Genomic DNA, 25,925 nt, shown 5'->3' on the forward strand with positions numbered 1-25,925 from the left:
CGTCCTCTGTAGGGAGTTGAAATCATGGCCCCGAGCGCCATGAGCCGTGGCAAAGACAACTGGATCGCCTCTCTCTCCGAAGCCCAGCCGGTCCCGTACTGGCTGGAAGACCCCGGAAAGCCGCACGCCGAGCCCGCCCTCACCGGCACCGAGACCTGCGACCTGCTGGTCGTCGGCGGTGGCTACAGCGGGCTGTGGACCGCGCTCAACGCCAAGGAGCGCGACCCGCGGCGCGATGTGGTGCTGCTCGAAGGCCGCGAGGTGGGCTGGGCCGCCTCCGGCCGCAACGGCGGCTTCTGCGCCGCCTCCCTCACGCACGGCCTGCCCAACGGCCTGGCCCGCTGGCCCGACGAGATCCACCAGCTTCAGGAGCTGGGCCGGCGCAACCTCGACGAGATCGAGGCCGCCCTCACCCGGCACGGCATCGACTGCGACTTCGAACGCACCGGCGAGATCGACGTCGCCACCGAGACCTACCAGGCCTGGGAACTGCGCGACTGGCACCGAAAGCTCCAGGAGAAGGGCCTCGCGGACGGCATCGAGTTCCTGGACGCCGACGCCGTGCGCGAGCAGGTGAACTCGCCCACCTTCGAGGCCGGCCTGTGGGACCGCCGGGGCGTGGCCATGCTGCACCCGGCCAAGCTGGCGTGGGGCCTGAAGAAGGCCTGCCTGAAGCTCGGGGTGCGGGTGTACGAGCACACGCCCGCCCTGACCCTGAAGAGCTACGGCGCCGGGATGGCCGTACGCACCCCGTACGGCGCCGTCCGCGCCCGCAGGGTCGCGCTCGGCACGAACATCTTCCCGAGCCTGCTGCGCCGCGTGCGGTCGTACACCGTCCCCGTCTACGACTACGCGCTGATGACCGAGCCGCTGACCGCCGACCAGCTCGCCTCGCTCGGCTGGAAGAACAGGCAGGGCCTCGGGGACTCGGCGAACCAGTTCCACTACTTCCGGCTGTCCGCCGACAACCGCATCCTGTGGGGCGGCTACGACGCGATCTACCCCTACGGCGGCCGGGTCCGCGCCGAGTACGACGACCGGCCCGAGACGTACGCCAAGCTCGCGGGCCACTTCTTCACCTGCTTCCCGCAGCTGGAGGGCGTCCGCTTCACCCACGCCTGGGGCGGCGCGATCGACACCTGCTCCCGCTTCTCGGCGTTCTTCGGCACCGCCCACCAGGGCCGCGTCGCCTACGCGGCGGGCTACACCGGTCTCGGTGTCGGCGCGACCCGGTTCGGCGCGGACGTGATGCTCGACCTGCTGGCCGGGGAGCGCACCGAACGGACCGAGCTGGAGATGGTCCGCAAGAAGCCGCTGCCGTTCCCGCCGGAGCCCTTCGCCTGGACGGGCATCGCCCTCACCAAGTGGTCCCTGGCCCGCGCGGACGCCCACGGGGGCCGCCGGAACCTGTGGCTGCGGACGATGGACCGCCTGGGGCTGGGCTTCGACAGCTAGGAACCCCGACGGCTGGGAGCGGGGTGACCCCGGGCCGCCGCAACAAGTCGCCGGAACCCGCGTAATGCTCCCCGGAGGACCTCCCTCTCCCTCGTGGACGCGATCGCGTCCACGAGAGAAAGGGAGGCCTTCTCATGACTGGGGCGAAGACGGCGGTCGCATGGCTGGCATCCGTCGCACCGGACCCCGAGGCCTGTCGCCGGGAGTGGGAGCGCAACCCCCTCGGGGTCGCTCTGCTGCCCGCCGGCAAGGCGTGGGACGTCCTGATCCTGCCGGGCGACCTCGGCTATCCGACCCTCGACGTGCTCACCCGGATCCTCGACCAGCTCGGCCCCGTGCTCGCCGACTTCGGCGACAACCGGGTCGGGTTCCTCGTGCCACCGGGCACCGCGGCCCGCTGGCTCGGCACCGGGATCAGGACCGCCGGGGCCGGCACCTGGATCGTCGTGCCGTATCCGGGGCGGGTGACCCGGGGCGTGCGCTGGCTGGTGCCGCCGGACGGCTCGGGCACGCTGACCGACCCGGCGCTGCTGGAACTGGCGATGCACGAGGCGGCGGCGGGCGCGGCGAGGGAGAGGGGCGAGCACGGGTAGCGCCCCGACACCTTGACAACAGGATTGGTCTGGACCAAGTTGTGTGCGCTCCGCTCCTCCAACTCCCCAGAACCCGGAGGCCCTTGTGGACCGCGCCAGACGCCCCAGATCCGTCCTCGCCGCGCTCACGGCCGCACTGCTGGCCGTGCCCGGCATCACCGCGCTCTCGTCGGCCGCCCGTGCGGCCGACGCGGACGTCGCGGTCAACGGCGGCTTCGAGTCCGGCCTGACCGGCTGGACCTGCACCGCCGGCACCACCGTCACCTCACCCGTGCACGGCGGAAACGCGGCGCTCCAGGCCACCCCGGCCGGCAGCGACAACGCCCAGTGCTCCCAGACGGTGACCGTCCAGCCGAACGCGCAGTACACCCTGTCCGGCTACGTCCGCGGCTCCTACGTCTACCTCGGCGCGAGCGGCACCGGCACCACCGACGTCTCCACCTGGACCCAGTCCGCCCCCGACTGGCAGAAGCTGAGCACCACCTTCCGTACCGGGCCGGCCACCACCAAGGTCACGATCTACACCCACGGCTGGTACGGCACCGGCGCCTACTACGCCGACGACCTCACCCTCGTCGGCCCCGGCGGCAGCGGCACCACACAGCCGCCCGCCGCCCCGGCCGGACTGAGGACCACCACCGTGACCTCGTCCTCCGTCGGCCTGTCCTGGTCCGCGGTGACCGGCGCGACCGGCTACGCGGTCTACCGCGACGGCACCAGGGTCCAGACGGTGACCGGCACCTCGGCCACGGTGTCCGGCCTCGCCGCCTCGACGGCGTACAGCTTCCAGGTCACCGCGCTGAACGACGCCGGCGAGTCCGCGAAGTCCGCGGTCGTGACCGCCACGACCAGGGCCGGCAGCGGCGGGCCCTCGTCCGACCTGCCCGCCCACGCCCTCGTCGGCTACCTGCACGCCAGCTTCGCCAACGGCGCCGGCTACACCCGCCTCGCCGACGTCCCCGACAGCTGGGACGTCATCGACCTCGCCTTCGGCGAACCCACCTCGGTCACCTCCGGGGACATCCGGTTCAACCGCTGCCCGGTCACCGAATGCCCGAACGTGGAGAGCGACACCGACTTCAAGGCGGCCATCAAGGCCAAGCAGGCCGCCGGAAAGAAGGTGCTGATCTCGATCGGCGGCCAGAACGGCCAGGTCCAGCTGACCACGGCCGCGGCCCGCGACACCTTCGTCTCCTCCGTCTCGAAGATCATCGACACCTACGGCCTGGACGGCCTGGACATCGACTTCGAGGGCCACTCGCTGTCGCTGAACGCGAACGACACGGACTTCAAGAACCCGACCACCCCCGTGATCGTCAACCTCATCTCGGCGCTGAAGACCCTGAAGGCCAAGTACGGAGCGAAGTTCGTCCTCACGATGGCTCCCGAGACCTTCTTCGTGCAGAACGGCTACCAGTACTACGGCACCGGCAAGTGGGGCGGCCAGGACCCGCGCTGCGGCGCCTACCTCCCGGTCATCCACGCCCTCCGCGACGACCTCACCCTGCTGCACGTCCAGGACTACAACTCCGGGCCGATCATGGGCCTGGACAACCAGTACCACTCCATGGGCGGCGCCGACTTCCACATCGCCATGACCGACATGCTCCTCACCGGCTTCCCGGTCGCCGGCGACCCGAACAACGTCTTCCCGCCGCTGCGCCCCGACCAGGTCGCCATCGGCATGCCGGCGTCCACGAACGCGGGCAACGGCTACGTCTCCCCGTCCGAGGTCACCAAGGCCCTGGACTGCCTGACGAAGAGGACGAACTGCGGCTCGTACGCCACCCACGGGACCTGGCCGGCGCTGCGGGGCCTGATGACGTGGTCGGTGAACTGGGACCGCTACGCCAACTGGGAGTTCCAGAAGAACTTCGACGCGTACTTCGGCTGACCACGAGCGACAGGGCGGCCAGCAGCACCGTGCTCAGGCACCAGCTGGCCACCACGTCCAGCGGCCAGTGCCAGCCGTGGCGGACCAGGCCGTACGACACCCCGAGCACGAGGGCCGCGCACCCGGCGACCAGGACGCGGCGGGCGGCGGGCGAGCGGAGCCAGGGAAGGAGGAGCAGGGTCGCGGAACCGTACGCGACCGCGGCCGTCGCCGTGTGACCGGACGGGAAGTACCCGGTCCCCGGGGGCACCACCGGTGTCCCCGGGCGGGCCGTCCACACCTTCAGCGGTACGACGATCGCCGGGACCAGCGCCATCAGCGCGGCCGCGGCGAGCGGCGGCAGCCACCAGCGCCCGGCACCGGCGGCCCGGCCCCGCCAGGCCGCGTAGCCGAGGGCCACGGCGAGCACGGGAAGGGCGACCTGGACGTTGCCGAGGTCGGAGAGCAGCTGGGAGAACCGGTCCGGATGGACGAGGGCCCGGCTGGCGTCCGCATCCAGCCCGAGCAGCGGCCCGTCGGCGACGACCTGCCAGGTGACGACGGCGAGGACGATCGCCGGGAGGAGCAGGAGCAGCATGGGCCCAGCTTGGCAGACAGCCGCGGGGAAGGAGGTCGGCCGCCCCGGAACAGGGGGGGTGGTTCCGAGGCGGCCGTCCGGATCGGGACGTCGCACGCCCCGGGGGGTTTGGGGCGGCGACCGTCCGATCGGTGAGGAGATCCCGGAGCCGTCAGGCGCCGGTTGTGTGCGCGAGGGCACGACCAGGTCGAAGCTGGGGAGGCCCCGGCCCGGTATCCGCCCGCAGTCCCCCGCGGGCGGGTGTATCTCTCATCTGAGGAGAACCTACGGCAGGCGGCGGCGCTTGGGCAGACGGAATCCGCTCCCGTCATCCACCCCGCACACCTTCTTCACACGGCCTGCCGCAAGCGCCTTCAGAGGTGCATACCTCTCGCTCAGATGCGCGGCTCAGATGCGGGCGAACGCCTGCTCGATGATGTCGAGGCCCTCGTTCAGCAGGTCCTCGCCGATGACCAGCGGCGGCAGGAAGCGGAGCACGTTGCCGTAGGTGCCGCAGGTCAGGACCAGCAGGCCCTCGGCGTGGCAGGCCTTGGCGAGCGCGGCGGTCGCCTCCGGGTTCGGCTCCTTGGTGGCGCGGTCCTTGACCAGCTCGATCGCGATCATGGCACCACGTCCCCGCACGTCACCGATGACGTCGAACTTCTCGGCCATGGCGGTGAGGCGACCCTTCATGATCTCCTCGATGCGCTTGGCCTTGCCGTTGAGGTCCAGTTCCTTCATCGTCTCGATGGCGCCGAGCGCACCGGCGCACGCGACCGGGTTGCCGCCGTAGGTGCCGCCGAGCCCGCCGGCGTGCGCGGCGTCCATGATCTCGGCGCGGCCGGTCACGGCGGCGAGCGGGAGACCACCGGCGATGCCCTTGGCGGTGGTGATCAGGTCCGGGACGATGCCCTCGTCCTCGCACGCGAACCACTGCCCGGTCCGGCAGAAGCCGGACTGGATCTCGTCGGCGACGAAGACGATGCCGTTGTCGGCGGCGAACTGGCGGATCGCCGGCAGGAAGCCCTTGGCGGGCTCGATGAAGCCGCCCTCACCGAGGACCGGCTCGATGATGATCGCGGCGATGTTGTCCGGGCCGACCTGCTTGGTCATCTGGTCGATGGCCTGCGCGGCGGCCTCCGGCCCGGCGTTCTCCGCACCGGTCGGCCAGCGGTAGCCGTACGCCACCGGCACCCGGTACACCTCCGGCGCGAACGGCCCGAACCCGTGCTTGTACGGCATGTTCTTCGCCGTCAGCGCCATGGTGAGGTTGGTCCGCCCGTGGTATCCGTGGTCGAACACCACCACGGCCTGCCGCTTGGTGTAGGCACGGGCGATCTTCACGGCGTTCTCGACGGCCTCGGCGCCGGAGTTGAACAGCGCGGACTTCTTGGCGTGGTCGCCCGGGGTCAGCTCGGCGAGCGCCTCCGCGACCTCCACGTAGCCCTCGTACGGGGTGACCATGAAACAGGTGTGGGTGAAGTCGGCGAGCTGGGCGCTCGCGCGCCGCACCACGGCCTCGGCGGAGGCGCCGACGCTCGTCACGGCGATACCGGACCCGAAGTCGATCAGCCGGTTGCCGTCGACGTCCTCGATGATGCCGCCGCCCGCGCGCGCGGTGAACACGGGCAGCACCGAGCCCACGCCCTGGGCGACCGCGGCGGTACGGCGGGCCTGCAGCTCCTGCGACTTCGGGCCGGGGATGGCGGTGACGACGCGGCGCTCCTGCGGAAGTGCGGTCATGGGGTGCTCCCTGATGATCTTGCGTACCGGGCGGTCCCGGGCGGTTCCGGGCGGTGCGTTTTCGGACGCATACCTTCTTTTCTCGCAGGCTAAGACCGGTTACCGGGGGTGGGCATGCTCCATGTGGGCGTTGTCAGCGGTCCCCCTTGTCCGCTGTGGACATAGCCCACCCGGGCGGGTACGGCTCCTTACGGCCACGTAAGCGGTGAACTCCCCTTGCCGGGGCGTTAGATTGACTCGCTGACGACGGACGGAACGGCTGGTCAGGGGGCAAGGTCGATGGACAGCGACGCGACGCGCGACCCACGCGGCACGCACGCGAACCCGCTACCGCGGCCCATGGCGGCGCCGGAGGGGGCGGGGGTACCGCCGCTGCCACCCGGGGCGCCGCCGGCGCCCTCCGTGCCGCCCGGCGCACCACCGAAACCGGACGGCTCCGGCTTCCTCGCCTGGCTGCGCACCCCCCGCCCGGAGGCACCGCCCGGCGTGTGGCGCTTCGGGCACCGGCCCCGGCCCGAGCAGGAGCCCGAGCAGATCCCGTCCCGCCAGCTGCTCAGCGGCGCGCTGATCGCCTTCCTCGTGGGCTGGCTGGTGTGGTCCCTGCTGTGGAACGGCTACCTCGGCGCCTGGTGGGTGCTGCCGCTGGAGCTGTTCACCCCGGACTCCTGGCGCGAGGGCAACGATGCCGTCGGCAACGCGGTCCTCTGGTACTCGTACTACACCGTCATCGCCCTCGCCATCCTGCTCGTCGTCGGCCGCCTCGGCCGGTGGGGCGAGGTCTGGCGCCGCTACGGGCCGCGCGCCTGGCGTCCCGCCGCGCCCGCGGCCGAACGCCCGCCCACCCCCGAACAAGACCCCGCCGAATGGCCCCAGCTGCGGCAGGCCGGGGCCCATGAGGCTGCTGAGCGGCTTGCCGCCGAGGCGAGGGCCGGGCTCATGCGGGATGTGGACCACGCGCGGATCAGCAGGGCCTGGCAGGGCGTGCGGTCCGGCCGGCACGGCCTGGCCGCCTTCACCGGCGCCGTGCTGAAGGACGGCGCCGCCGCCTGCCTGCACCCCTCCGGGGAGCGCGACCTGCCCGCCCGGCACGCCCGCCACGACCTGCTCACCGGCCAGGTCCGGCTCGGCACCACGGCCGACGACGCCCGCAACCCGTACCACTACCGCGGTGCCGGCCTCGCCCTCGGCCCCGACCTGCTCGGCACCTCCCTGCTCGCCGTCGGCCCGGCCGGCTCCGGGAAGACCAGCGCCGTGGTGCGACCGCTCGCCGAGTCCCTGTGCCTGCACGCCCTGGCCGGCCGGGCCTCCGTCGTGGTGGTCGGCGCGGCGGGCGCCGGCCTCGGCCCGGCCGAGGCCTACGACGTCGTCGTCCGCGTCGGCCACCCCGAATCCGTATACGACCTGGACCTCTACGGCGGCACCACCGATCCCGACGAGGCCGCCGCCATACTCGCCGAGGCCCTTGTCGGCGACCTCGCGGATCCGCACCCCGGCAGCGACAGCCGCCGCTCCACCACCGTCCTCGCCCAACTGCTCGGCCCGTTCCGCGCCGTCCACGACCGCTTCCCCTCCGTACCGGAGCTGCGCCAGCTGCTCGACGGCGCCCCCGGTCCGCTGGCCGCGCTGCGCAAGGGCCTGACCGACACCGGGCACGCGTCCCTGCTCAGGGAACTGGACGCCCGGGAGCGGCAGATGGCCCACCCGGGCGACGTCGGCACGGTCCTCGCCGACCGCATCGCCCTGCTCGACCGGCCGGCCTTCGCCGCCTTCTTCGCCACCTCGGGGCAGAGCCGGCCGTTCTCCCTGAAGGCCCTCGACCACCCGGTCCGGGTCCGCATCGACCTGCCCCAGCGCGGCCACGCCGACGCCTCCCGGATCCTGGCCCGGCTGGTCCTCGCCCAGTTCACCGCCTCCGTGGCGGTACGGGAGGACCGCTCGCTCTTCGCCTGCCTGCTGCTCGACGACGCCACCGGGGTCGTCACCCCGGAGGCCGTCCGCGGCATCCAGCGGCTGCGCAGCGCCAACGCCGGCACGGTGCTGACGCTGCGCACCCTGGACGACGTGCCCCGGCCGCTGCGCGGTCCGCTGCTGGGCGCCACGGGCTGCCGGATGGCGCTGTCCGGGCTCACACCCTGGGACGGGCAGGACTTCGCCGAGGTGTGGGGCAAGGAGTGGACGGAGACCCGGGACGTCACCGACCGGCAGATCATCGCCGAGACCCCGGCCGGCAAGGCCGTGCACATGCTGCGCCGGGTCATCACCGGTCAGGCGCCCACCGCCCGTGCCGTCACCGTGCGGCAGGTCGAGCGGGAGCGGTGGTCGGCCTCCGAGTTGGCTCATGGCGTGCCGCCGGGGCATGCCGTGTTGTCGTTGACCACCGTGGAGGGGGAGCACGCGCTGCCGTTGCTGGTGGATCTGCGGGGGTGAGGGGCCAGCGCGGGGTCGTACGGTGAGGCAGAATCGAGGTGGGTCGTTCATACACGGCGGCCAAAAGATCACCGGGATCGACGGATCTCCCTCACCGTGAAGGCCCCATGCCCCCGACTCTCGCCTCGCTCGTCCACCACTCCGCGCTGAAGCTGACCGTGCGCGCGGGCGAGGACCGCCTGGACGTGCCCGTCCGCTGGGCGCACGTCAGCGAGCTGGCCGACCCCGTGCCCTACATGGAGGGCGGCGAGCTGCTGCTGATCACCGCGCTCAAGCTGGACGCGGAGGATCCGCAGGCCATGCGGCGGTATGTGCGGCGGCTGGTCGGCGCGGGCGTGGTCGGGCTGGGGTTCGCCGTCGGGGTCAACTACGAGGAGATCCCCGACGCCCTCGTCGACGCCTGCGCGGAGGAGGGGCTGCCGCTGCTGGAGGTGCCCCGCCGCACCCCCTTCCTCGCCATCAGCAAGGCCGTGTCCGCGGCCATCGCCGCCGACCAGTACCGGGCGGTCACGGCAGGCTTCGCCGCCCAGCGTGAGCTGACCAGGCAGGCGCTGAACACCGGCCCGGAGGGAGTGCTCAGCGCGCTCGCCGCCCAGGTCGACGGCTGGGCGGCGCTGTACGACGCCTCGGGCGCCGTCGTCGCCGCCGCGCCGGAGTGGGCCGGCCGCCGCGCCGCCCGGATCACCGCCGAGGTGGAACGGCTGCGGGAGCGGTCCGCGCCCGCGTCCTCCGTCGTCGGCGGGCCCGAGCACGAGGACCGGGTGGAGCTGCACAGCCTCGGCACCGGCCGCCGTCCGCGCGCCGCGCTCGCCGTGGGGACGGCCGCCGCGCTCGGCACCGCCGAGCGGTACGCCGTCCACTCCGCCATCGCCCTGCTGACCCTCACCACCGAGCGCTCCCGTTCCCTGCACGCGGCCGAGCAGCGCGTCGGCACGGCGGTGCTGCGGATGCTCCTCGCGGGCGAGCCCGACCACGCCCGGGCCGTCGCCGGGGACCTGTACGGCGAGCTGCTGGACGCACCGTTCCGGATGATCGTCGCCGAGTCCGTCTCCGGTCCGGCGGGCGAACCGCTGGGCGAGCTCGCGGAGACCGTGGAGAGCGCGGCGGCGCGGGCCGGTGAGGCCGTGCTGGTGGTGCCCGAGGGGGAGCGGCTGGTGGTACTGGCCGCCGACGAGGGCGCGGCGGTGGCCGCCTGTGCCGACTACGCGGCGGCGCGGGAGGCCGACCGGGCGGCGTCCGAGCAGGGGCGGGCGGAGGAGGACGCGCTGGTCGTCGGCCTGTCCGCGCCCGCCGGGCCGATCGCGGCGGCGGCGGCCTACAAGCAGGCCGAGCAGGCGCTGTCGGTGGCGCGCAGGCGGGGCCGGGTGTTCGTGGAGCACGAGCAGCTGGCCGCCGGGTCGGTCCTGCCACTGCTGGCCGACGACGCGGTGAAGGCGTTCGCCGACGGGTTGCTGCGGGCGTTGCACGAGCACGACGCGACGGGCCGCGGGGACCTGGTCGCCTCGCTGCGGGCGTGGCTGTCGCGGCACGGGCAGTGGGACGCGGCGGCGGCCGACCTGGGGGTGCACCGGCACACGCTGCGGTACCGGATGCGGCGGGTCGAGGAGATCCTGGGGCGCAGCCTGGACGATCCCGACGTGCGGATGGAGCTGTGGCTCGCCCTGAAGGCGACCTCCACGGAGTAGTGCGCGGCGCCGAGTAGTCCAATCAGTAGTGCCCGGTCGGTCCACTGCTACGACTCGGACAAACGACCCCCGGCCACCCCCGCCCTACCGTGGACCACGCAAGCCAAGCGACACACCCCCAACGCGGAAGGGCCGGGACTCGTACATGACTTCCACCCATGCCTTCTGGCTCGCCGGCCGCCAGGCCACCGGCGAGGACACCTTCGACGTCACCTCCCCGTGGGACGGCCGGCTCGTCGGCAAGGTCAGCGTGCCGACCGACGCCCAGGTCGAGGAGGCCGTGGCCGCCGCGTACGCCGTCCGCGAGGACTTCGCCGCCACCCCGGCGCACGTCCGCGCCGCCGCTCTGGACCACGTGAGCAAGCGGCTGGCCGAGCGCACCGAGGAGATCGCCCAGCTGATCTCCGCCGAGAACGGCAAGCCGATCAAGTGGGCCCGGGGCGAGGTCGGCCGTGCCGTCTCCGTGTTCCGGTTCGCCGCCGAGGAGGCCCGGCGGTTCAACGGCGGAGAGGCCCAGCGGCTCGACACCGACGCCGGCGGCCAGGGCCGGCTCGCGCTCACCCGCCGCTTCCCGAAGGGGGTCGTGCTCGGCATCGCGCCGTTCAACTTCCCGCTGAACCTGTGCGCCCACAAGGTCGCCCCGGCCATCGCCGCCGGCGCCCCCATCATCCTGAAGCCGGCCCCGGCCACCCCGCTGTCCGGCCTGATCATCGGTGACCTGCTCGCCGAGACCGATCTGCCGGCCGGGTCGTGGAGCATCCTTCCGGTGCCGAACGACAAGATGCCCGCCCTGGTCCAGGACGAGCGCCTGCCGGTCATCTCCTTCACGGGTTCCGAGAAGGTCGGTTACGCGATCATGGACTCGGTGCCGCGCAAGCACTGCACGCTGGAGCTGGGCGGCAACGGCGCCGCGGTCGTCCTCGGCGACTACGCCTCCGACGCCGACCTGGACTGGGCCGCGACCCGCATCGCGACCTTCTCCAACTACCAGGGCGGCCAGTCCTGCATCTCGGTGCAGCGCGTGATCGCCGACGCCTCGGTGTACGACCGGCTGCTGCCGCGGATCGTGGCCGCCGTCGAGGCGCAGGTCACCGGTGACCCGTCCGACCCGAAGACCGATGTCGGCCCGCTGGTCAGCGAGGACGCGGCCAAGCGCGTCGAGGCCTGGGTGAAGGAGGCGGTCGAGGCCGGCGCCACCCTGCTCACCGGCGGTGACCGCGACGGCGCCTCCTACGCGCCGACCGTGCTCACCGACGTACCGGCCGGTGTGACCCTCTCCTGCGAGGAGGTCTTCGGGCCCGTCCTCACCGTGCAGAAGGTCGACGGCGAGGCCGAGGCGTTCGCCGCGGTCAACGACTCCAAGTACGGCCTCCAGGCGGGCGTGTTCACCCACGACCTCCAGGTCGCCTTCCGTGCCCACCGCGCCCTGGAGGTCGGCGGTGTGGTGATCGGCGACGTCCCGTCCTACCGCGCCGACCAGATGCCGTACGGCGGCGCCAAGCAGTCCGGCGTGGGCCGCGAGGGCGTGCGGTTCGCGATGGAGGACTACACCTACGAGCGCGTCCTGGTCCTCACCGGTCTCGCGCTCTGACCTGCCACGGACAGGTCGGGAACGGAACGGCCGCAGCCCACTGTGCGGGGGCTGCGGCCGTTCTCGTCGTCCGGTGGGACTTCGGCGCCGCTGCCTTCCGGTGCCGGGTCCCCTCCGGGTGCCGGCCTCCCGTTCTCGGCCGGGTAGAGGTTGCCGACCTCCAGGCCCGGCCCGGCCCAGTAGCGCAGGTTCTCCTGGAAGCCGGGCTTCAGCTCGGGCTCGCAGGCGTCCAGCCAGAAGGCGGTGATGCCGTACGGGGTCAGGTAGTTGTCACGGACGCGGGACCAGACGAAGTCGCGGGCCTCCGGGTTCGTCGCGTCGTAGAACGCCACCTGCACGGTGGAGGCGACCTCCCTGTCCGGCCGGTCCGCGTGCGCCGTCGGGCCGTACTGGGTGCCGACGAACCAGCCGCGCTGCTCCATCGGAGACGACCAGCTTGACGCCCATGTCCTCCAGCTCGCGCACCATCGCCGCCGGGTCCGGCCACTCCTTCGGGTCGAACTTCCACTCGCCGAGGTGGGTCCAGTGGAAGAAGTCGCAGACGATCGCCGCGAGGGGCAGGTCCCGGCGCCTGTACTCGCGGGCCACGGCGAGCAGTTCGTCCTGGGTGCGGTAGCGCAGCTTGCACTGCCAGAAGCCCGCCGCCCACTCCGGGAGCATCGGCGAACGCCCGGTCACCGCCGTGTAGGCGCGCTGGCCGTCCGCCGGGGTGCCGGCCGTGATCCAGCAGTCGATCTGCCGGGCCGAGTCCGCGACCCACCGGGTGCCGTTGCCGGCCAGCTCCACACGGCCGATCGCCGGGTTGTTCCACAGCGCCCGTTGCCGACCGCCGTGTACAGGCGGGGGCCCGGCCACCAGAAGCGGGCGCGCTCCTCGGCGAGCAACTCGGTGCGGTGGTCGCTGCGCAGGAAGCGGATCAAGCCCTCGCCGGTCACCTCGACGGTGAGCGCGCCGACGGTGATCCGCGCCTCGCCGTCACCGATCCCGACCGTGGCGCGCCCGGCAGGCCCTCCAGCACCGGGCCGCCGAGCCGGGCGCGGACCCGGACCGCGTCCGGACCCCACGGCTCGATCCGCACCGTCTCCTGACGGCAGCTCCACTCCAGAGCCCCGTCCCGCTCCCTGAACGTGCCGACGGTGGGGGAGGACTGCGCGAGACTGACCTTGGGCTGCGGGCGCTGCACGCCCGGCAGGCGGGGACAGCAGGCGGTGCAGCGGAAGGGACAGCAGGGGGTGCGGCAGGCAGGGACGGCGGACCGGTGCGGGCAGGGAGCGGGCAGGACGGCGGGCCGGGGGCGCGGACGGCGGGCGGGCGCGGGTGCGTCCCGTACGGCGCGTGACCGGCGGGTGGTCAGGGCGCGGCCGGTGCCGGTCCCGAACTCGCCCGTACCGTCAGCTCGGGCGTGAGCAGCACGACCTCGTCGCCGCCCCGCCCGTCCAGCTTGGCCACCAGGTGCTCCACGGCGTTCCGGCCCATCTCCTGGGCGGGGACGGCGACCGAGGTGAGCCGTACCGAGGCCTGGACGGCGACCTGGTCCGGGCAGATCGCGACGACGGACACGTCCTCGGGCACGGCCCGGCCCTGCTGGCGCAGCAGCGCGAGCAGCGGTTCCACCGCCGACTCGTTCTGCACCACGAACCCGGTCGTCCCCGGCCGCTCGTCGAAGATCCGGGCCAGGGTCAGGGCCAGGGCGTCGTACCCGCCCTCGCACGGCCGGTGCAGCACCCGCACCCCCGCCTCCCGGGCCCGCGCGCGCAGCCCCTCCAGCGTGCGCTCGGCGAAGCCGGTGTGCCGCTCGTAGACGGCGGGCGCCTCGCCTATGACAGCGATGTCACGGTGCCCGAGCCCCGCCAGGTGCTCCACGCACAGCGCGCCGGTCGCGCTCCAGTCCAGGTCCACGCAGGTCAGCCCGGCGGTGTCGGCGGGCAGACCGATGAGCACGGAGGGCTGGTCGGTGCCCCGCAGCAGCGGCAGCCGCTCGTCCTCCAGTTCGACGTCCATCAGGATCATCGCGTCGGCGAGACCGCTGCCGGTGACCCGGCGCACCGCGTCGGGCCCCTCCTCACCGGTGAGCAGCAGGACGTCGTAGCCGTGCGTCCGGGCCGTGGTGGCCACCGCGATGGCGATCTCCATCATCACCGGCACGTACATGTCGGTGCGCAGTGGCACCATCAGCGCGATGATGTTGGACCGCTTGCCGGCCAGGGCGCGGGCACCCGCGTTCGGGTGGTAGCCCAGCTCCCGGATGCTCTGCTCGACCCGCTGCCGGGTGGTCGCGGAGATGGACCGCTTGCCGCTGAGGACGTAGCTCACCGTGCTCGCCGAGACCCCGGCGTGCTGAGCGACCTCGGCGAGGGTGACCATCCAGCTCTCCAAGCTTTGTGAAGCGCTTCGACGCTGCGCCGTGCGAACAAGGTGGGTGAGGGTGAGAGTGACACTAGCTCCAGGCGGGCCGGAGTGTCCATAGGCTGTCGAAGCGCTTCGACAGCTTTCCCGTGAACTCCGGCGGGTCTTTCGACCGTTCGCGCGCGAGGGGTGGTGGGGTCGGCCCGTTTCGGGTACCAACGATCCAGTAGCACTGGTCGGTAACGAACGGTCCCATTCGTCCCCCTTCGCGGCGAGGTGAGCCTGAATGTCCGCCACCACCACCCCACGCACCACCGTCACCGAGCGCGAGGCCCGCCAGGTGGCGGAGGCCGCCCGGCAGCAGGACTGGCACAAGCCCAGCTTCGCCAAGGAGCTGTTCCTCGGGCGCTTCCGGCTCGACCTCATCCACCCCCACCCGCTGCCCGACGAGGAGTCCGTGCGGCGCGGCGAGGAGTTCCTGGCGAAGCTGCGCGCGTTCTGCGAGACGGTGATCGACCCCGCCCGGATCGAGCGCGAGGCCCGCATCCCCGACGAGGTCGTGGCGGGCCTGAAGGAACTCGGCGCCCTCGGCATGAAGATCGACCCCAAGTACGGCGGCCTCGGCCTCACCCAGTTGTACTACAACAAGGCCCTCGCCCTGGTCGGCTCCGTCAGCCCCGCCGTCGGCGCGCTCCTCTCGGCGCATCAGTCGATCGGCGTACCGCAGCCGCTGAAGCTGTTCGGCACCCAGGAGCAGAAGGACGCCTTCCTGCCCCGCTGCGCCCGCACCGACATCTCCGCGTTCCTGCTCACCGAGCCGGACGTCGGCTCCGACCCGGCCCGCCTCGCCACCACCGCCGTACCCGACGGCGACGACTACGTGCTCGACGGCGTGAAGCTGTGGACCACCAACGGCGTGGTCGCCGACCTGCTCGTCGTCATGGCCCGCGTGCCGAAGTCCGAGGGGCACAAGGGCGGCATCACCGCGTTCGTCGTGGAGGCGGCTTCCGAGGGCGTCACCGTCGAGAACCGCAACGCCTTCATGGGCCTGCGCGGCATCGAGAACGGCGTCACCCGCTTCCACCGGGTGCGGGTTCCGGCGGCCAACCGCATCGGCCCCGAGGGCGCCGGGCTGAAGATCGCGCTCACCACCCTCAACACCGGCCGGCTGTCCCTGCCCGCGATGTGCGCCGGAGCCGGCAAGTGGTGCCTGAAGATCGCCCGGGAGTGGGCGGCCGAGCGCGAGCAGTGGGGCAAGCCGGTCGCGCTGCACGAGGCGGTCGGCTCCAAGATCAGCTTCATCGCGGCGACGACGTTCGCGCTGGAGGCCGTGCTCGACCTGTCCTCGCAGATGGCCGACGAGGACCGCAACGACATCCGCATCGAGGCCGCCCTCGCCAAGCTCTACGGCTCCGAGATGGCCTGGAAGATGGCCGACGAACTGGTCCAGATCCGGGGCGGGCGCGGCTACGAGACGGCCGAGTCGCTGCGGGCGCGCGGCGAGCGGGCGGTCCCGGCCGAGCAGATCCTGCGCGACCTGCGCATCAACCGCATCTTCGAGGGCTCCACGGAGATCATGCACCTGCTGATCGCGCGGGAGGCCGTGGACGCGCACCTGTCGGTCGCCGGCGACCTCATCGACCCCGACAAACCGCTGTCCGCCAAGGCGAAGGCAGGGGCCAACGCGGGTGTCTTCTACGCCAAGTGGCTGCCGAAGCTGGTCGCCGGGCCGGGGCAACTGCCGACCGCCTACGGCGAGTTCAAGCACGGCATCGACCTCTCCGGGCACCTGCGCTACGTCGAGCGCACCGCCCGCAAACTCGCCCGCTCCACCTTCTACGCCATGTCCCGCTGGCAGGGCCGGATGGAGACGAAGCAGGGCTTCCTCGGCCGGATCGTGGACATCGGCGCCGAACTGTTCGCGATGAGCGCGGCCTGCGTCCGCGCCGAGCGGCTGTGGCGCGAGGGCGAGCACGGCCGGGAGGCCTACCAGCTCGCCGACGCCTTCTGCCGCCAGGCCCGCATCCGGGTGGACGAACTCTTCGCCCGGCTGTGGACCAACACCGACGACCTGGACCGCAAGGTGGTCAAGCACGTCCTCGGCGGGGCCTACACCTGGCTGGAGGAGGGCATCCTCGACCCCTCGGGAGAGGGACCGTGGATCGCCGACGCGACCCCCGGACCCTCGGCCCGCGAGAACGCCCGCCGTCCCTTCGGGAGCTAGCAGTACGTGTCGCTCGGGTCGCGCGTCGTCCAGGAGCAGGTGTCGACCTTGCTGCCGCTCGCCTTGGTCAGGGTCGCCGTGTCCTTGTCGTTGTTCCAGACGTAGGCGCGGCGGCCCTGGTACTTGTCCGACGTGGTGTCCGAGCCGCTGCCGGTGTGCACCTTGAGGTACTTCCCGGCACCGATCTTGACGTTCCCGAAGACGTACTTGTGGTTGGAGGTGTCCTTCAGCACCCACCCCTTGAGCGAGACCGCCGAGCCGCTGGTGTTCTTCAGCTGCACCCACTCGGCGTTCAGGCTCTTGTTCGAGCGGTTGTCCGGACCGGGGCTGTCGAACCACACGTGGTGGATCTTCACGCCCCCGGCGGCCTCGGCCGGGGTGCTGAGCAGGGTGCCGGTGAGCAGGGCCGCGCCGGCGAGGGCGGGCAGGGCGGCGCGTATGCGCACAGTACGCATGGAGAGATCCCCCCAGGATGTCGTCCGCGAAATCGTGGCCGGGCCGGGCGGTACCGACCAGGACTGAAGTGTTATCACATGATCTTCACGGTGACTTCACGCTGCCGTTGAACGCACCCGGGCGAGGGACGCGCTGTCCAGGTCGTCACCGCGTGCGGCCACAATGGGGGGATGACCGACAGTCCCGCCCGTCCGGCCCCCCTCGCCGACCCGCACCTCGTCTACGACCCCGCCCCCGGGGACGGCCCCAAGGACGTGGTGATCCTCGGCTCCACCGGATCCATCGGCACCCAGGCCATCGACCTCGTGCTGCGCAACCCCGACCGCTTCCGGGTCACCGCCCTGTCCGCGAACGGCGGCCGGCCGGTCCTCCTCGCCGAGCAGGCGCGCCGGCTGCGGGTACGGACCGTCGCGGTCGCCCGCGAGGACGTCGTCCCCGCGCTGCGCGAGGCACTCGCCGCCCAGTACGGCGCGGGGGAGCCGCTGCCGGAGATCCTCGCCGGGCCCGAGGCGGCCACCCAGGTCGCCGCCTCCGACTGCCACACCGTGCTCAACGGCATCACCGGCTCCATCGGCCTCGCGCCGACCCTCGCCGCCCTGGAGGCGGGCCGCACCCTCGCACTCGCCAACAAGGAGTCGCTGATCGTCGGCGGCCCGCTGGTCACCGCGCTCGCGAAGCCGGGCCAGATCATCCCGGTCGACTCCGAGCACGCGGCGCTCTTCCAGGCGCTCGCCGCCGGCACCCGGTCCGACGTCCGCAAGCTCGTCGTCACCGCCTCCGGCGGCCCCTTCCGCGGCCGGACCAGGGACGAACTGGCGCACGTCACCGTCGCGGACGCCCTCGCCCACCCCACCTGGGCGATGGGCCCGGTCATCACGGTCAACTCCGCGACCCTGGTCAACAAGGGACTGGAGGTCATCGAGGCGCACCTCCTCTACGACATTCCCTTCGACCGCATTGAGGTGGTCGTCCACCCGCAGTCGTATGTCCACTCGATGGTCGAGTTCACCGACGGATCCACGATCGCCCAGGCGACGCCCCCGGACATGCGCGGGCCCATCGCCATCGGTCTGGGCTGGCCCGAACGCGTCCCGGACGCGGCCCCCGCGTTCGACTGGAGCAAGGCCTCCACCTGGGAGTTCTTCCCCCTGGACGACGAGGCCTTCCCCTCGGTGAACCTCGCCCGGCACGTGGGGCGGCTCGCGGGCACGGCCCCGGCGGTGTTCAATGCCGCCAACGAGGAGTGCGTCGCGGCCTTCCTGAGCGGCGCGCTGCCCTTCAACGGGATCATGGATACCGTCACCCGGGTGGTTCAGGAGCACGGCACCCCGGTCACGGGAACCTCACTCACGGTGTCGGACGTCCTCGAAGCGGAGACCTGGGCGAGGGCCCGGGCCCGCGAACTCACAGCCACGACGGCGACCGCGGAGGCGCGTGCATGACGACCTTGATGTTCATCCTCGGCATAGTGGTCTTCGCGGTCGGCCTGCTCGTCTCGATCGCGTGGCACGAGCTGGGGCACCTGTCCACGGCCAAGCTCTTCGGCATCCGCGTGCCGCAGTACATGGTCGGCTTCGGCCCGACCGTCTGGTCACGCAGGAAGGGCGAGACCGAGTACGGCATCAAGGCGATCCCGCTCGGCGGCTACATCCGCATGATCGGCATGTTCCCGCCGGACGACCAGGGCCGGGTCTCCGCCCGCTCCACCTCCCCGTGGCGCGGCATGATCGAGGACGCCCGCTCGGCGGCCTTCGAGGAACTCCAGCCGGGTGACGAGACGCGCATGTTCTACACGCGCAAGCCGTGGAAGCGGGTCATCGTCATGTTCGCGGGCCCCTTCATGAACCTGGTGCTCGCGGTCGCCCTCTTCCTCACCGTGCTGATGGGCTTCGGCATCCAGAAGGAGACCACCGTCGTGGAATCCGTCTCGCCCTGCGTCATCGCGCAGAGCCAGCACCGCGACAGCTGCAAGAAGTCCGACCCGGCGTCCCCGGCCGCGCAGGCCGGCATGAAGCCGGGCGACCGGATCGTCTCCTTCGACGGCAAGCCGACCAAGGACTGGAACACGCTCTCGGACCTCATCCGGGACAGCGCCGGGAAGGACGTCGCCTTCGTCGTCGACCGCCACGGCCGGGACGTGACCCTGCACGCGAAGATCGCCACGAACCAGGTCGCCAAGAAGGACGCCGGCGGCAACTACGTCAACGGCTACGTCAAGGCCGGCTTCCTCGGCTTCAGCCCCGCCACCGGCGTCGTCAAACAGGACTTCGGCGAGTCCGTGACCTGGATGACCGACCGGGTCGGGGACGCCGTCGACTCCCTCGTCGCCCTGCCCGGCAAGATCCCGGCCCTGTGGGACGCGGCCTTCGGCGACGGCCCGCGCGAGCCGGACTCCCCGATGGGCATCGTCGGCGCCGCCCGGGTCACCGGCGAGATCGCCACCCTGGACATCCCGGCCTCGCAGCAGCTGGCCATGTTCGTGTTCGTGCTCGCCGGCTTCAACCTCTCCCTGTTCCTGTTCAACATGCTCCCGCTGCTCCCGCTCGACGGCGGGCACATCGCGGGCGCCCTGTGGGAGTCGTTGCGGCGGAACCTGGCACGGGTGCTGCGCCGGCCCGACCCCGGACCGTTCGACGTCGCCAAGCTGATGCCCGTGGCGTACGTCGTGGCCGGGATCTTCGTCTGCTTCACCGTCCTGGTGCTGATCGCCGACGTGGTCAACCCGGTGAAAATCTCGTAGCCACCCGTCGTTCACGGCGGCCCGGAGCCCTCGGGTTCCGGGCCGCATTCCATCGGGTGGGTTTACGGGTGGGATGTGCTGACGCGGGGCCCGGTGCCGTAATCTCAAAGCCTGGAGCCCGCCGTTGCACGGGACCGGACCTTGATCCACGACTTGGGGTTGCACAGCAGATGACTGCGATTTCTCTCGGCATGCCGTCCGTTCCGACCAAGCTCGCCGAGCGCCGGAAGAGCCGGCAGATCCAGGTCGGAAGCGTGGCGGTCGGCGGAGACGCGCCCGTCTCGGTCCAGTCGATGACCACGACCCGCACGTCCGACATCGGCGCCACCCTCCAGCAGATCGCCGAGCTGACCGCCTCCGGCTGCCAGATCGTCCGCGTGGCCTGCCCCACCCAGGACGACGCCGACGCCCTCGCCACCATCGCGAGGAAGTCCCAGATCCCGGTGATCGCGGACATCCACTTCCAGCCCAAGTACGTCTTCGCCGCCATCGAGGCCGGCTGCGCCGCCGTCCGCGTCAACCCCGGCAACATCAAGCAGTTCGACGACAAGGTCAAGGAGATCGCCAAGGCCGCCAAGGACCACGGCACCCCGATCCGCATCGGCGTCAACGCCGGCTCCCTGGACAAGCGCCTGCTCCAGAAGTACGGCAAGGCCACGCCCGAGGCCCTGGTCGAGTCGGCGCTGTGGGAGGCGTCCCTCTTCGAGGAGCACGACTTCCGCGACATCAAGATCTCCGTCAAGCACAACGACCCGGTCGTGATGATCGAGGCCTACCGGCAGCTCGCCGAGCAGTGCGACTACCCCCTCCACCTCGGCGTCACCGAGGCCGGCCCCGCCTTCCAGGGCACCATCAAGTCGGCCGTCGCCTTCGGCGCCCTGCTCTCCCAGGGCATCGGCGACACGATCCGGGTCTCCCTCTCGGCCCCGCCGGTCGAGGAGGTCAAGGTCGGCCTGCAGATCCTCCAGTCGCTCGGCCTGCGCCAGCGCGGCCTGGAGATCGTCTCCTGCCCGTCCTGCGGCCGTGCCCAGGTCGACGTCTACAAGCTCGCCGAAGAGGTCACCGCCGGCCTGACCGGGATGGAGGTCCCGCTCCGCGTCGCCGTCATGGGCTGCGTCGTCAACGGCCCCGGCGAGGCCCGCGAGGCCGACCTCGGCGTCGCCTCCGGCAACGGCAAGGGCCAGATCTTCGTGAAGGGCGAGGTCATCAAGACCGTCCCCGAGTCCAAGATCGTGGAGACCCTCATCGAGGAGGCCATGAAGCTGGCGGAGCAGATGGAGGCCGAGGGCGTGGCCTCCGGCGAACCGTCGGTCTCGGTGGCGGGCTGACGTCTCCGGCGGGTCGCGGACGAACCCCGGCCCCCGAGCTGGAGGCGCACCGCAAAGCCGGCGCGGCTATAGTGCGGAGATCAGCAGACCCCCAGCGTGAGGCCCCGCACGTGTTGACCCAGACCACCTCACGAGTGCTCGAACCGGGCGACCTGGACGCCGCGCTCGCCGTCCTCGACCGCGAGCCGGTCGCGAACGCCTTCGTGACCTCGCGGGTCCAGGTCGCGGGCCTCGACCCCTGGCGGCTCGGCGGCGAGATGTGGGGCTGGTACGAGGACGGCATGCTGACGTCCCTGTGCTATGCGGGCGCCAACCTCGTCCCCATCTGCGCCACCCCCCGCGCCGTCCGCGCCTTCGCCGACCGCGCCCGGCGGTCCGGCCGGCGCTGCTCCTCCATCGTCGGCCCCGCCGAACCCACCGCCGCGCTGTGGCGGCTGCTGGAGCCGCACTGGGGCCCGGCCCGCGAGGTCCGCGCCCACCAGCCCCTGATGGTCACCGACCGCATGCCGGCGGACATCACCCCGGACCCGCACGTCCGCCGCGTCCGCAAGGACGAGATGGAGACGATCATGCCGGCGTGCGTGGCGATGTTCACCGAGGAGGTCGGCGTCTCCCCGCTCGCCGGCGACGGCGGCCTGCTCTACCAGGCCCGGGTCGCCGAACTCGTCGGCTCCGGCCGCTCCTTCGCCCGCGTCGACGACCAGGGCCGGGTCGTGTTCAAGGCGGAGATCGGCGCGGCGACCCCCCAGGCCTGCCAGATCCAGGGCGTGTGGGTGGCCCCCGAGTACCGGGGCAGGGGCCTGGCGGCCCCCGGCATGGCGGCCGTACTGCGCTACGCCCTGGCCGACGTGGCCCCCGTGGTCAGCCTGTACGTGAACGACTTCAACACCGCGGCGCGCAGGACGTACCGCAGGGTGGGCTTCCACGAGGTGGGAGCCTTCATGAGCGTGCTGTTCTGAGCGCCCTGTACGCTCCCCGCATGGACCTCGTGATCGGCCCCCTGGACCTCACCGCCCACGTGGACGAGGCCCTGGCCGTCCAAGCCGTCGCCTTCGGACTCGGCCCGGACGAAGTCGCCGTACGCCGGCAGATCGTCCAGCGGCACATGCAGTACCGCGGCGCGCGCGCCTACGGTGCCACCGTCCGGGGACGGCTCGTCGGGTTCGTCTACGGCATGCCCAACAGCCGTACCCACTGGTGGTCCACCGTCGTCGAGCCCTACCTGCGCGCGGGCGGCAACGACTTCTGGCTGGACGACTCCTTCGTCATCACCGAGCTGCACGTCCACCCCGACCACCAGAACCGGGGCATCGGCCGGCGTCTGATCACCACCATCACCGACACCGCCGACGAACCCCGCTCGATCCTCTCCGCGATCGACACCGACAGCCCCGCCCGCGGCCTCTACCACTCCCTCGGCTACGTCGACCTCGCCCGCCGGGTCCATTTCCCGAGCGCACCGAGGCCGTACGCCGTGATGGGCGCCCCCCTGCCGCTGCGCAGGCGTTAACCGATTTCCACCGGCGCGGGCGGCCCGGCTAACCTCCATGCCATCACCTTTACCCGGCAGGAGTTAGAGAACCATGGCCAACGCACCGGTCCAGCGCATGTCCCAGTTGATGGCGAAGACGCTGCGCGACGACCCGGCGGACGCCGAGGTCCTCAGCCACAAGCTCCTCGTCCGCGCCGGCTACGTCCGCCGCACGGCCGCCGGCATCTGGAGCTGGCTGCCCCTCGGCAAGAAGGTCCTCGCCAACGTCGAGCGCGTCGTCCGCGAGGAGATGGACGCCATCGGCGCCCAGGAGGTCGCCCTGCCCGCCCTGCTGCCGCGCGAGCCCTACGAGGCCACCGGCCGCTGGGACGAGTACGGCCAGGAGCTGTTCCGGCTCAAGGACCGCAAGGGCGGCGACTACCTCCTCGGCCCCACCCACGAGGAGATCTTCACCCTGCTGGTCAAGGACCAGTGCACGTCCTACAAGGACCTGCCGGTGATCCTCTACCAGATCCAGACCAAGTTCCGCGACGAGGCCCGCCCCCGCGCCGGCATCCTGCGCGGCCGCGAGTTCCTGATGAAGGACTCCTACTCCTTCGACCTGGACGACGAGGGCCTCGGCCGGTCCTACGCCCTGCACCGCGAGGCCTACCGCCGCGTCTTCGCGCGCCTCGGCCTCGACTACCGCATCGTCGCGGCCACCGCCGGCGCCATGGGCGGCTCCAAGTCCGAGGAGTTCCTCGCCCCGGCCGAGGCCGGCGAGGACACCTTCGCCGACTGCCCGAACTGCGACTTCGCCGCCAACACCGAGGCGATCACGTACGAGCTGAAGCCGGTGGACGCCTCGGACGTACCCGCCGCCGAGGACATCCCGACCCCCGACACCCCGACCATCGAGACGCTGGCCGCCTCGCTCGGCGTCCCGGCCTCCGCCACGCTGAAGAACCTGCTGGTCAAGGTGGACGGCGAGATCGTCGCCGTCGGCGTGCCCGGGGACCGCGAGGTGGACCTGGGCAAGGTCGAGGCGCACTTCGCCCCGGCCGCCGTCGAGATGGTCACCGAGGCGGACTTCGCCGAGCGCGCCGACCTGGTCCGCGGCTACGTCGGCCCGCAGGGCCTGGGCGAGAAGGTGAAGTACATCGCCGACCCGCGCGTGGCCCCCGGCACCGCCTGGATCACCGGCGCCAACAAGGAGCACACGCACGCCAAGAACGTCGTCGCGGGCCGGGACTTCGAGGTCGACGAGTACGTGGACGTCGTGGTGGTCCAGGAGGGCGACCCCTGCCCCAAGTGCGGCACCGGCCTGAAGCTGGACCGCGCCATCGAGATCGGCCACATCTTCCAGCTGGGCCGCAAGTACACCGACGCCCTCAAGCTGGACGTCCTCGGCCAGAACGGCAAGCCGGTCCGCGTCACCATGGGCTCCTACGGCATCGGCGTCTCCCGTGCCGTCGCCGCGCTCGCCGAGCAGACCGCCGACGAGCACGGCCTGGTGTGGCCCAAGGAGATCGCGCCGGCCGACGTGCACGTCGTCGCCGCCGGCAAGGCGCTCCAGACCGAACTGGCCCTCGACGTCTCCGAGAAGCTCGCCGCCGCGGGCGTCCGCGTCCTGGTGGACGACCGGGCCGGCGTCTCCCCGGGCGTGAAGTTCACCGACGCCGAGCTGATCGGCGTCCCGCAGATCCTGGTCGCCGGCCGCCGCTCCGGCGAGGGCGTCCTGGAGCTGAAGGACCGCAAGACCGGCGAGCGCGAGGAACTGTCCGTCGAGGACGCGATCGCCCGCCTGACCGCTCAGTGAGCGGTCAGCCGCGGCAGTAGCCGGCGGCAGTGAGGGACCTCCCGGGCGCCGCCCGGGGGGTCCCCGCGCGTCCGGGGGCGGGCAGCCGCCCCCGCCCGGCGAGACCGGCCACGGCGACGGCCGCCCCACGCTCACCTACAGCCAGCTCGCGAACTCCAGCAGCAGTTCCGCGTCCTTCTCCCGGCCGACCCGGCGGGCCCGTACCCCGGACTCCACCGCGCGGAACAGCGTCCAGCCCCGCAGCCGTTCCTGGTCGACCTCCAGCGACTCGGCGAGCCGCTTGATCCGGCGCCGGGTGGTGGACGGCCCGGACGACGCCGCGATCAGGTCCTCCACCCGGTCCCGCACCAGCCGCGCCAGATCGAAGGCGCTCTCGCCGACCACCGGGTCGGGGCCCACCGCCAGCCAGGGCATCCGCTCCCCGGAGAGCACCTTGCTCTGCCGGAACGTGCCGTGCAGCAGCAGCCGCTCGGGCGGCGCGACCAGCAGCTCCGCTCGCGCGGCGAGGGCCGCCTCCACCAGCGGGGCCGCCTCCGGATCGGTCTCGGCGCTCGCCCGCATCGCCGCCGCCTGCCGCCCCGTCCGCTCGGCGACGGTCTCGAAGACATGCCCGTCCGGCGGCGCCACCCACAGCCTGCGCAGTGTCCCGGCCGCCTCCAGCAGCGCCCTGGCCTCCGGCAACGACCGCACCGACACATCCGGGTGCAGCCGCTCCAGCAGCAGCGCCCCGTCCTCCGCCTCGGCCTCCAGCAGCTGTACGGCGCCCAGCCCGCCCCAGTGCGCCAGCGCCGCCCGCTCACTCTCCGGGCGGGCCCGGGGCGGGGCCAGCTTCAGCACGGCCGGCGTGCCGTCCGCCCGCCGCACCAGCACCACCAGGCTGCTGCGCCCGCCCGGCACCTGCACCCGCTCGACGGTCAACTCGCGCCGGGCGACGGCCCGCTCGGCCGCCGTGGGCAGCCGCGCCAGCCAGTCGTCGCCGGCCGGTGCCGTCTCACCGAGCGCCCGCACCAGGCGCTGCGGCGGTTCGAAAACCATGCGCGAGTCGTCCCTTCCTGTCGTGTGCCGCCGGTCCCGTCCGGGTCTGCCGCCCGGGCCTTCGGCCTTGGTCCGGCCGGGCGCTGCCCCGCGGCCGGGTCGTCACGGCCCTGTCCCGCCGCCTCGCGGTGCGGCCCGGCCCCCGCCCGCCCGGCCGGCGGTCAACGCGTCGGCGACCCGGACGGCGACGGTGCCGTGCCGGCCGCGCCCGTCCGTTCCCCGGACCGCTCGGCCAGACCAGGGAAGGCTACGCTCCCCCCGCTCCAGCGCACCGCCCGGACCGCCGCCTCCCGCAGCGCCCCGGCCGCGTCGGCCCGCCGTGCGCCCGTCGTGGCCCGTACCAGGTCCGAGTAGACGCCGGCCACCCGCTCCTCCAGTCGCGCGGCCAGCCGCACCGCGGCGGCCCCGTCCTCGACCGGGAACGGCAGCGCGTACGCGGCGCTCGCGGCCACCGGCGCCCCGCCCATCGAGCACCACAACCCGGCAGTCCGAAAATCGCTGGATACACGGGCAGTCCAGGCGAAAACGACCTCTAAGACGTCGTTTCCTTTGGCGGTTTGGC

General features: G+C 72.4%; 18 protein-coding genes and 2 pseudogenes. 13 read left to right on the top strand and 7 right to left on the bottom strand.

The features are described 5' to 3' along the window. The first annotated feature begins 24 nt into the window (after positions 1–24). From ABZV94_RS07180 to ABZV94_RS07190, 3 genes are all read left to right on the top strand, one after another. The gene (locus tag ABZV94_RS07180; RefSeq protein ID WP_356338074.1) at positions 25–1,455 is read left to right on the top strand and encodes an FAD-dependent oxidoreductase; all 1,431 of its coding nucleotides are present in this window, start codon (positions 25–27) and stop codon (positions 1,453–1,455) included. A 134-nt stretch (positions 1,456–1,589) separates the two neighbouring features. Then, positions 1,590–2,048, top strand: a complete 459-nt coding sequence (locus ABZV94_RS07185) for a hypothetical protein (RefSeq protein WP_356338075.1) — start codon at positions 1,590–1,592, stop codon at positions 2,046–2,048. 85 nt (positions 2,049–2,133) lie between these two features. Further along, positions 2,134–3,942, top strand: coding sequence for a glycoside hydrolase family 18 protein (locus tag ABZV94_RS07190; protein WP_356338077.1), 1,809 nt, complete (start codon positions 2,134–2,136; stop codon positions 3,940–3,942). 49 nt (positions 3,943–3,991) lie between these two features. On the opposite strand, the pseudogene ABZV94_RS07195 reads toward ABZV94_RS07190, so the two are convergent. Both ABZV94_RS07195 and gabT read right to left on the bottom strand, forming a co-directional pair. Beyond that, a pseudogene (locus ABZV94_RS07195) lies at positions 3,992–4,519 on the bottom strand (phosphatase PAP2 family protein); the annotation flags it as partial. 387 nt (positions 4,520–4,906) lie between these two features. Next, on the bottom strand, positions 4,907–6,241 hold the full coding sequence (gabT, locus tag ABZV94_RS07200; protein ID WP_356338079.1) for a 4-aminobutyrate--2-oxoglutarate transaminase: 1,335 nt from the start codon (positions 6,239–6,241) through the stop codon (positions 4,907–4,909). Positions 6,242–6,520: 279 nt separating this feature from the next. On the opposite strand from gabT, the gene ABZV94_RS07205 reads away from it, so the two are divergent. The 3 genes from ABZV94_RS07205 (at position 6,521) to ABZV94_RS07215 (ending at position 11,944) form a co-directional block, all read left to right on the top strand. Next, the gene (locus tag ABZV94_RS07205; RefSeq protein WP_356338081.1) at positions 6,521–8,668 is read left to right on the top strand and encodes an ATP-binding protein; all 2,148 of its coding nucleotides are present in this window, start codon (positions 6,521–6,523) and stop codon (positions 8,666–8,668) included. Positions 8,669–8,775: 107 nt separating this feature from the next. Then, the gene (locus tag ABZV94_RS07210; protein WP_356338083.1) at positions 8,776–10,353 is read left to right on the top strand and encodes a PucR family transcriptional regulator; all 1,578 of its coding nucleotides are present in this window, start codon (positions 8,776–8,778) and stop codon (positions 10,351–10,353) included. A 145-nt stretch (positions 10,354–10,498) separates the two neighbouring features. Continuing rightward, positions 10,499–11,944, top strand: coding sequence for an aldehyde dehydrogenase family protein (locus ABZV94_RS07215; protein WP_356338085.1), 1,446 nt, complete (start codon positions 10,499–10,501; stop codon positions 11,942–11,944). A 131-nt stretch (positions 11,945–12,075) separates the two neighbouring features. Here ABZV94_RS07215 and ABZV94_RS07220 read toward each other — a convergent pair. Continuing rightward, positions 12,076–13,136, bottom strand: a pseudogene (locus ABZV94_RS07220) (TIM-barrel domain-containing protein); the annotation flags it as partial. A 158-nt stretch (positions 13,137–13,294) separates the two neighbouring features. Next, the gene (locus tag ABZV94_RS07225; RefSeq protein ID WP_356338087.1) at positions 13,295–14,308 is read right to left on the bottom strand and encodes a LacI family DNA-binding transcriptional regulator; all 1,014 of its coding nucleotides are present in this window, start codon (positions 14,306–14,308) and stop codon (positions 13,295–13,297) included. 268 nt (positions 14,309–14,576) lie between these two features. Between ABZV94_RS07225 and ABZV94_RS07230 the strand changes: the two genes are divergently transcribed. Further along, positions 14,577–16,514 (top strand): acyl-CoA dehydrogenase family protein, encoded by a 1,938-nt coding sequence (locus tag ABZV94_RS07230; RefSeq protein WP_356338089.1) that lies wholly within the window; start codon positions 14,577–14,579, stop codon positions 16,512–16,514. Here the strand turns inward: ABZV94_RS07230 and ABZV94_RS07235 are convergent. Next, a complete protein-coding gene (locus ABZV94_RS07235; RefSeq protein WP_356338090.1) occupies positions 16,511–16,969 on the bottom strand; it encodes a lamin tail domain-containing protein in 459 nt (152 codons plus the stop codon). The two genes, ABZV94_RS07230 and ABZV94_RS07235, sit on opposite strands and share 4 nt — an antisense overlap. Before the next feature lie 171 nt (positions 16,970–17,140). On the opposite strand from ABZV94_RS07235, the gene dxr reads away from it, so the two are divergent. The 6 genes from dxr to ABZV94_RS07265 all read left to right on the top strand — a co-directional run bounded on the left by dxr (position 17,141) and on the right by ABZV94_RS07265 (position 24,328). After that, a complete protein-coding gene (dxr, locus tag ABZV94_RS07240; protein WP_356338092.1) occupies positions 17,141–18,412 on the top strand; it encodes a 1-deoxy-D-xylulose-5-phosphate reductoisomerase in 1,272 nt (423 codons plus the stop codon). Next, positions 18,409–19,710 carry a site-2 protease family protein gene (locus ABZV94_RS07245; protein WP_356338094.1) on the top strand — a complete coding sequence of 434 codons (1,302 nt, stop codon included), beginning with the start codon at positions 18,409–18,411 and terminating at the stop codon, positions 19,708–19,710. Before dxr ends, ABZV94_RS07245 begins: the two co-directional genes overlap by 4 nt. 170 nt (positions 19,711–19,880) lie before the next feature. Continuing rightward, positions 19,881–21,038: a flavodoxin-dependent (E)-4-hydroxy-3-methylbut-2-enyl-diphosphate synthase gene (gene ispG, locus ABZV94_RS07250; RefSeq protein ID WP_356338096.1), complete on the top strand. Its 1,158-nt coding sequence runs from the start codon at positions 19,881–19,883 to the stop codon at positions 21,036–21,038. 110 nt (positions 21,039–21,148) lie between these two features. Then, positions 21,149–21,997: a GNAT family N-acetyltransferase gene (locus ABZV94_RS07255; RefSeq protein ID WP_356338098.1), complete on the top strand. Its 849-nt coding sequence runs from the start codon at positions 21,149–21,151 to the stop codon at positions 21,995–21,997. Positions 21,998–22,017: 20 nt separating this feature from the next. Then, positions 22,018–22,548 carry a GNAT family N-acetyltransferase gene (locus ABZV94_RS07260; protein WP_132788771.1) on the top strand — a complete coding sequence of 177 codons (531 nt, stop codon included), beginning with the start codon at positions 22,018–22,020 and terminating at the stop codon, positions 22,546–22,548. Positions 22,549–22,621: 73 nt separating this feature from the next. Further along, positions 22,622–24,328 (top strand): proline--tRNA ligase, encoded by a 1,707-nt coding sequence (locus ABZV94_RS07265; protein WP_356338100.1) that lies wholly within the window; start codon positions 22,622–22,624, stop codon positions 24,326–24,328. 135 nt (positions 24,329–24,463) lie between these two features. Here ABZV94_RS07265 and ABZV94_RS07270 read toward each other — a convergent pair whose 3' ends face one another. After that, positions 24,464–25,363, bottom strand: a complete 900-nt coding sequence (locus ABZV94_RS07270; RefSeq protein WP_356338102.1) for an aminoglycoside phosphotransferase family protein — start codon at positions 25,361–25,363, stop codon at positions 24,464–24,466. 161 nt (positions 25,364–25,524) lie between these two features. Further along, positions 25,525–25,925, bottom strand: a 401-nt coding sequence (locus ABZV94_RS07275) for a DUF4439 domain-containing protein (RefSeq protein WP_356338104.1), incomplete at its 5' end; no start/stop codon positions are given.

The organism is Streptomyces sp. NPDC004658, assembly GCF_040609555.1.
Classification (GTDB): domain Bacteria; phylum Actinomycetota; class Actinomycetes; order Streptomycetales; family Streptomycetaceae; genus Streptomyces.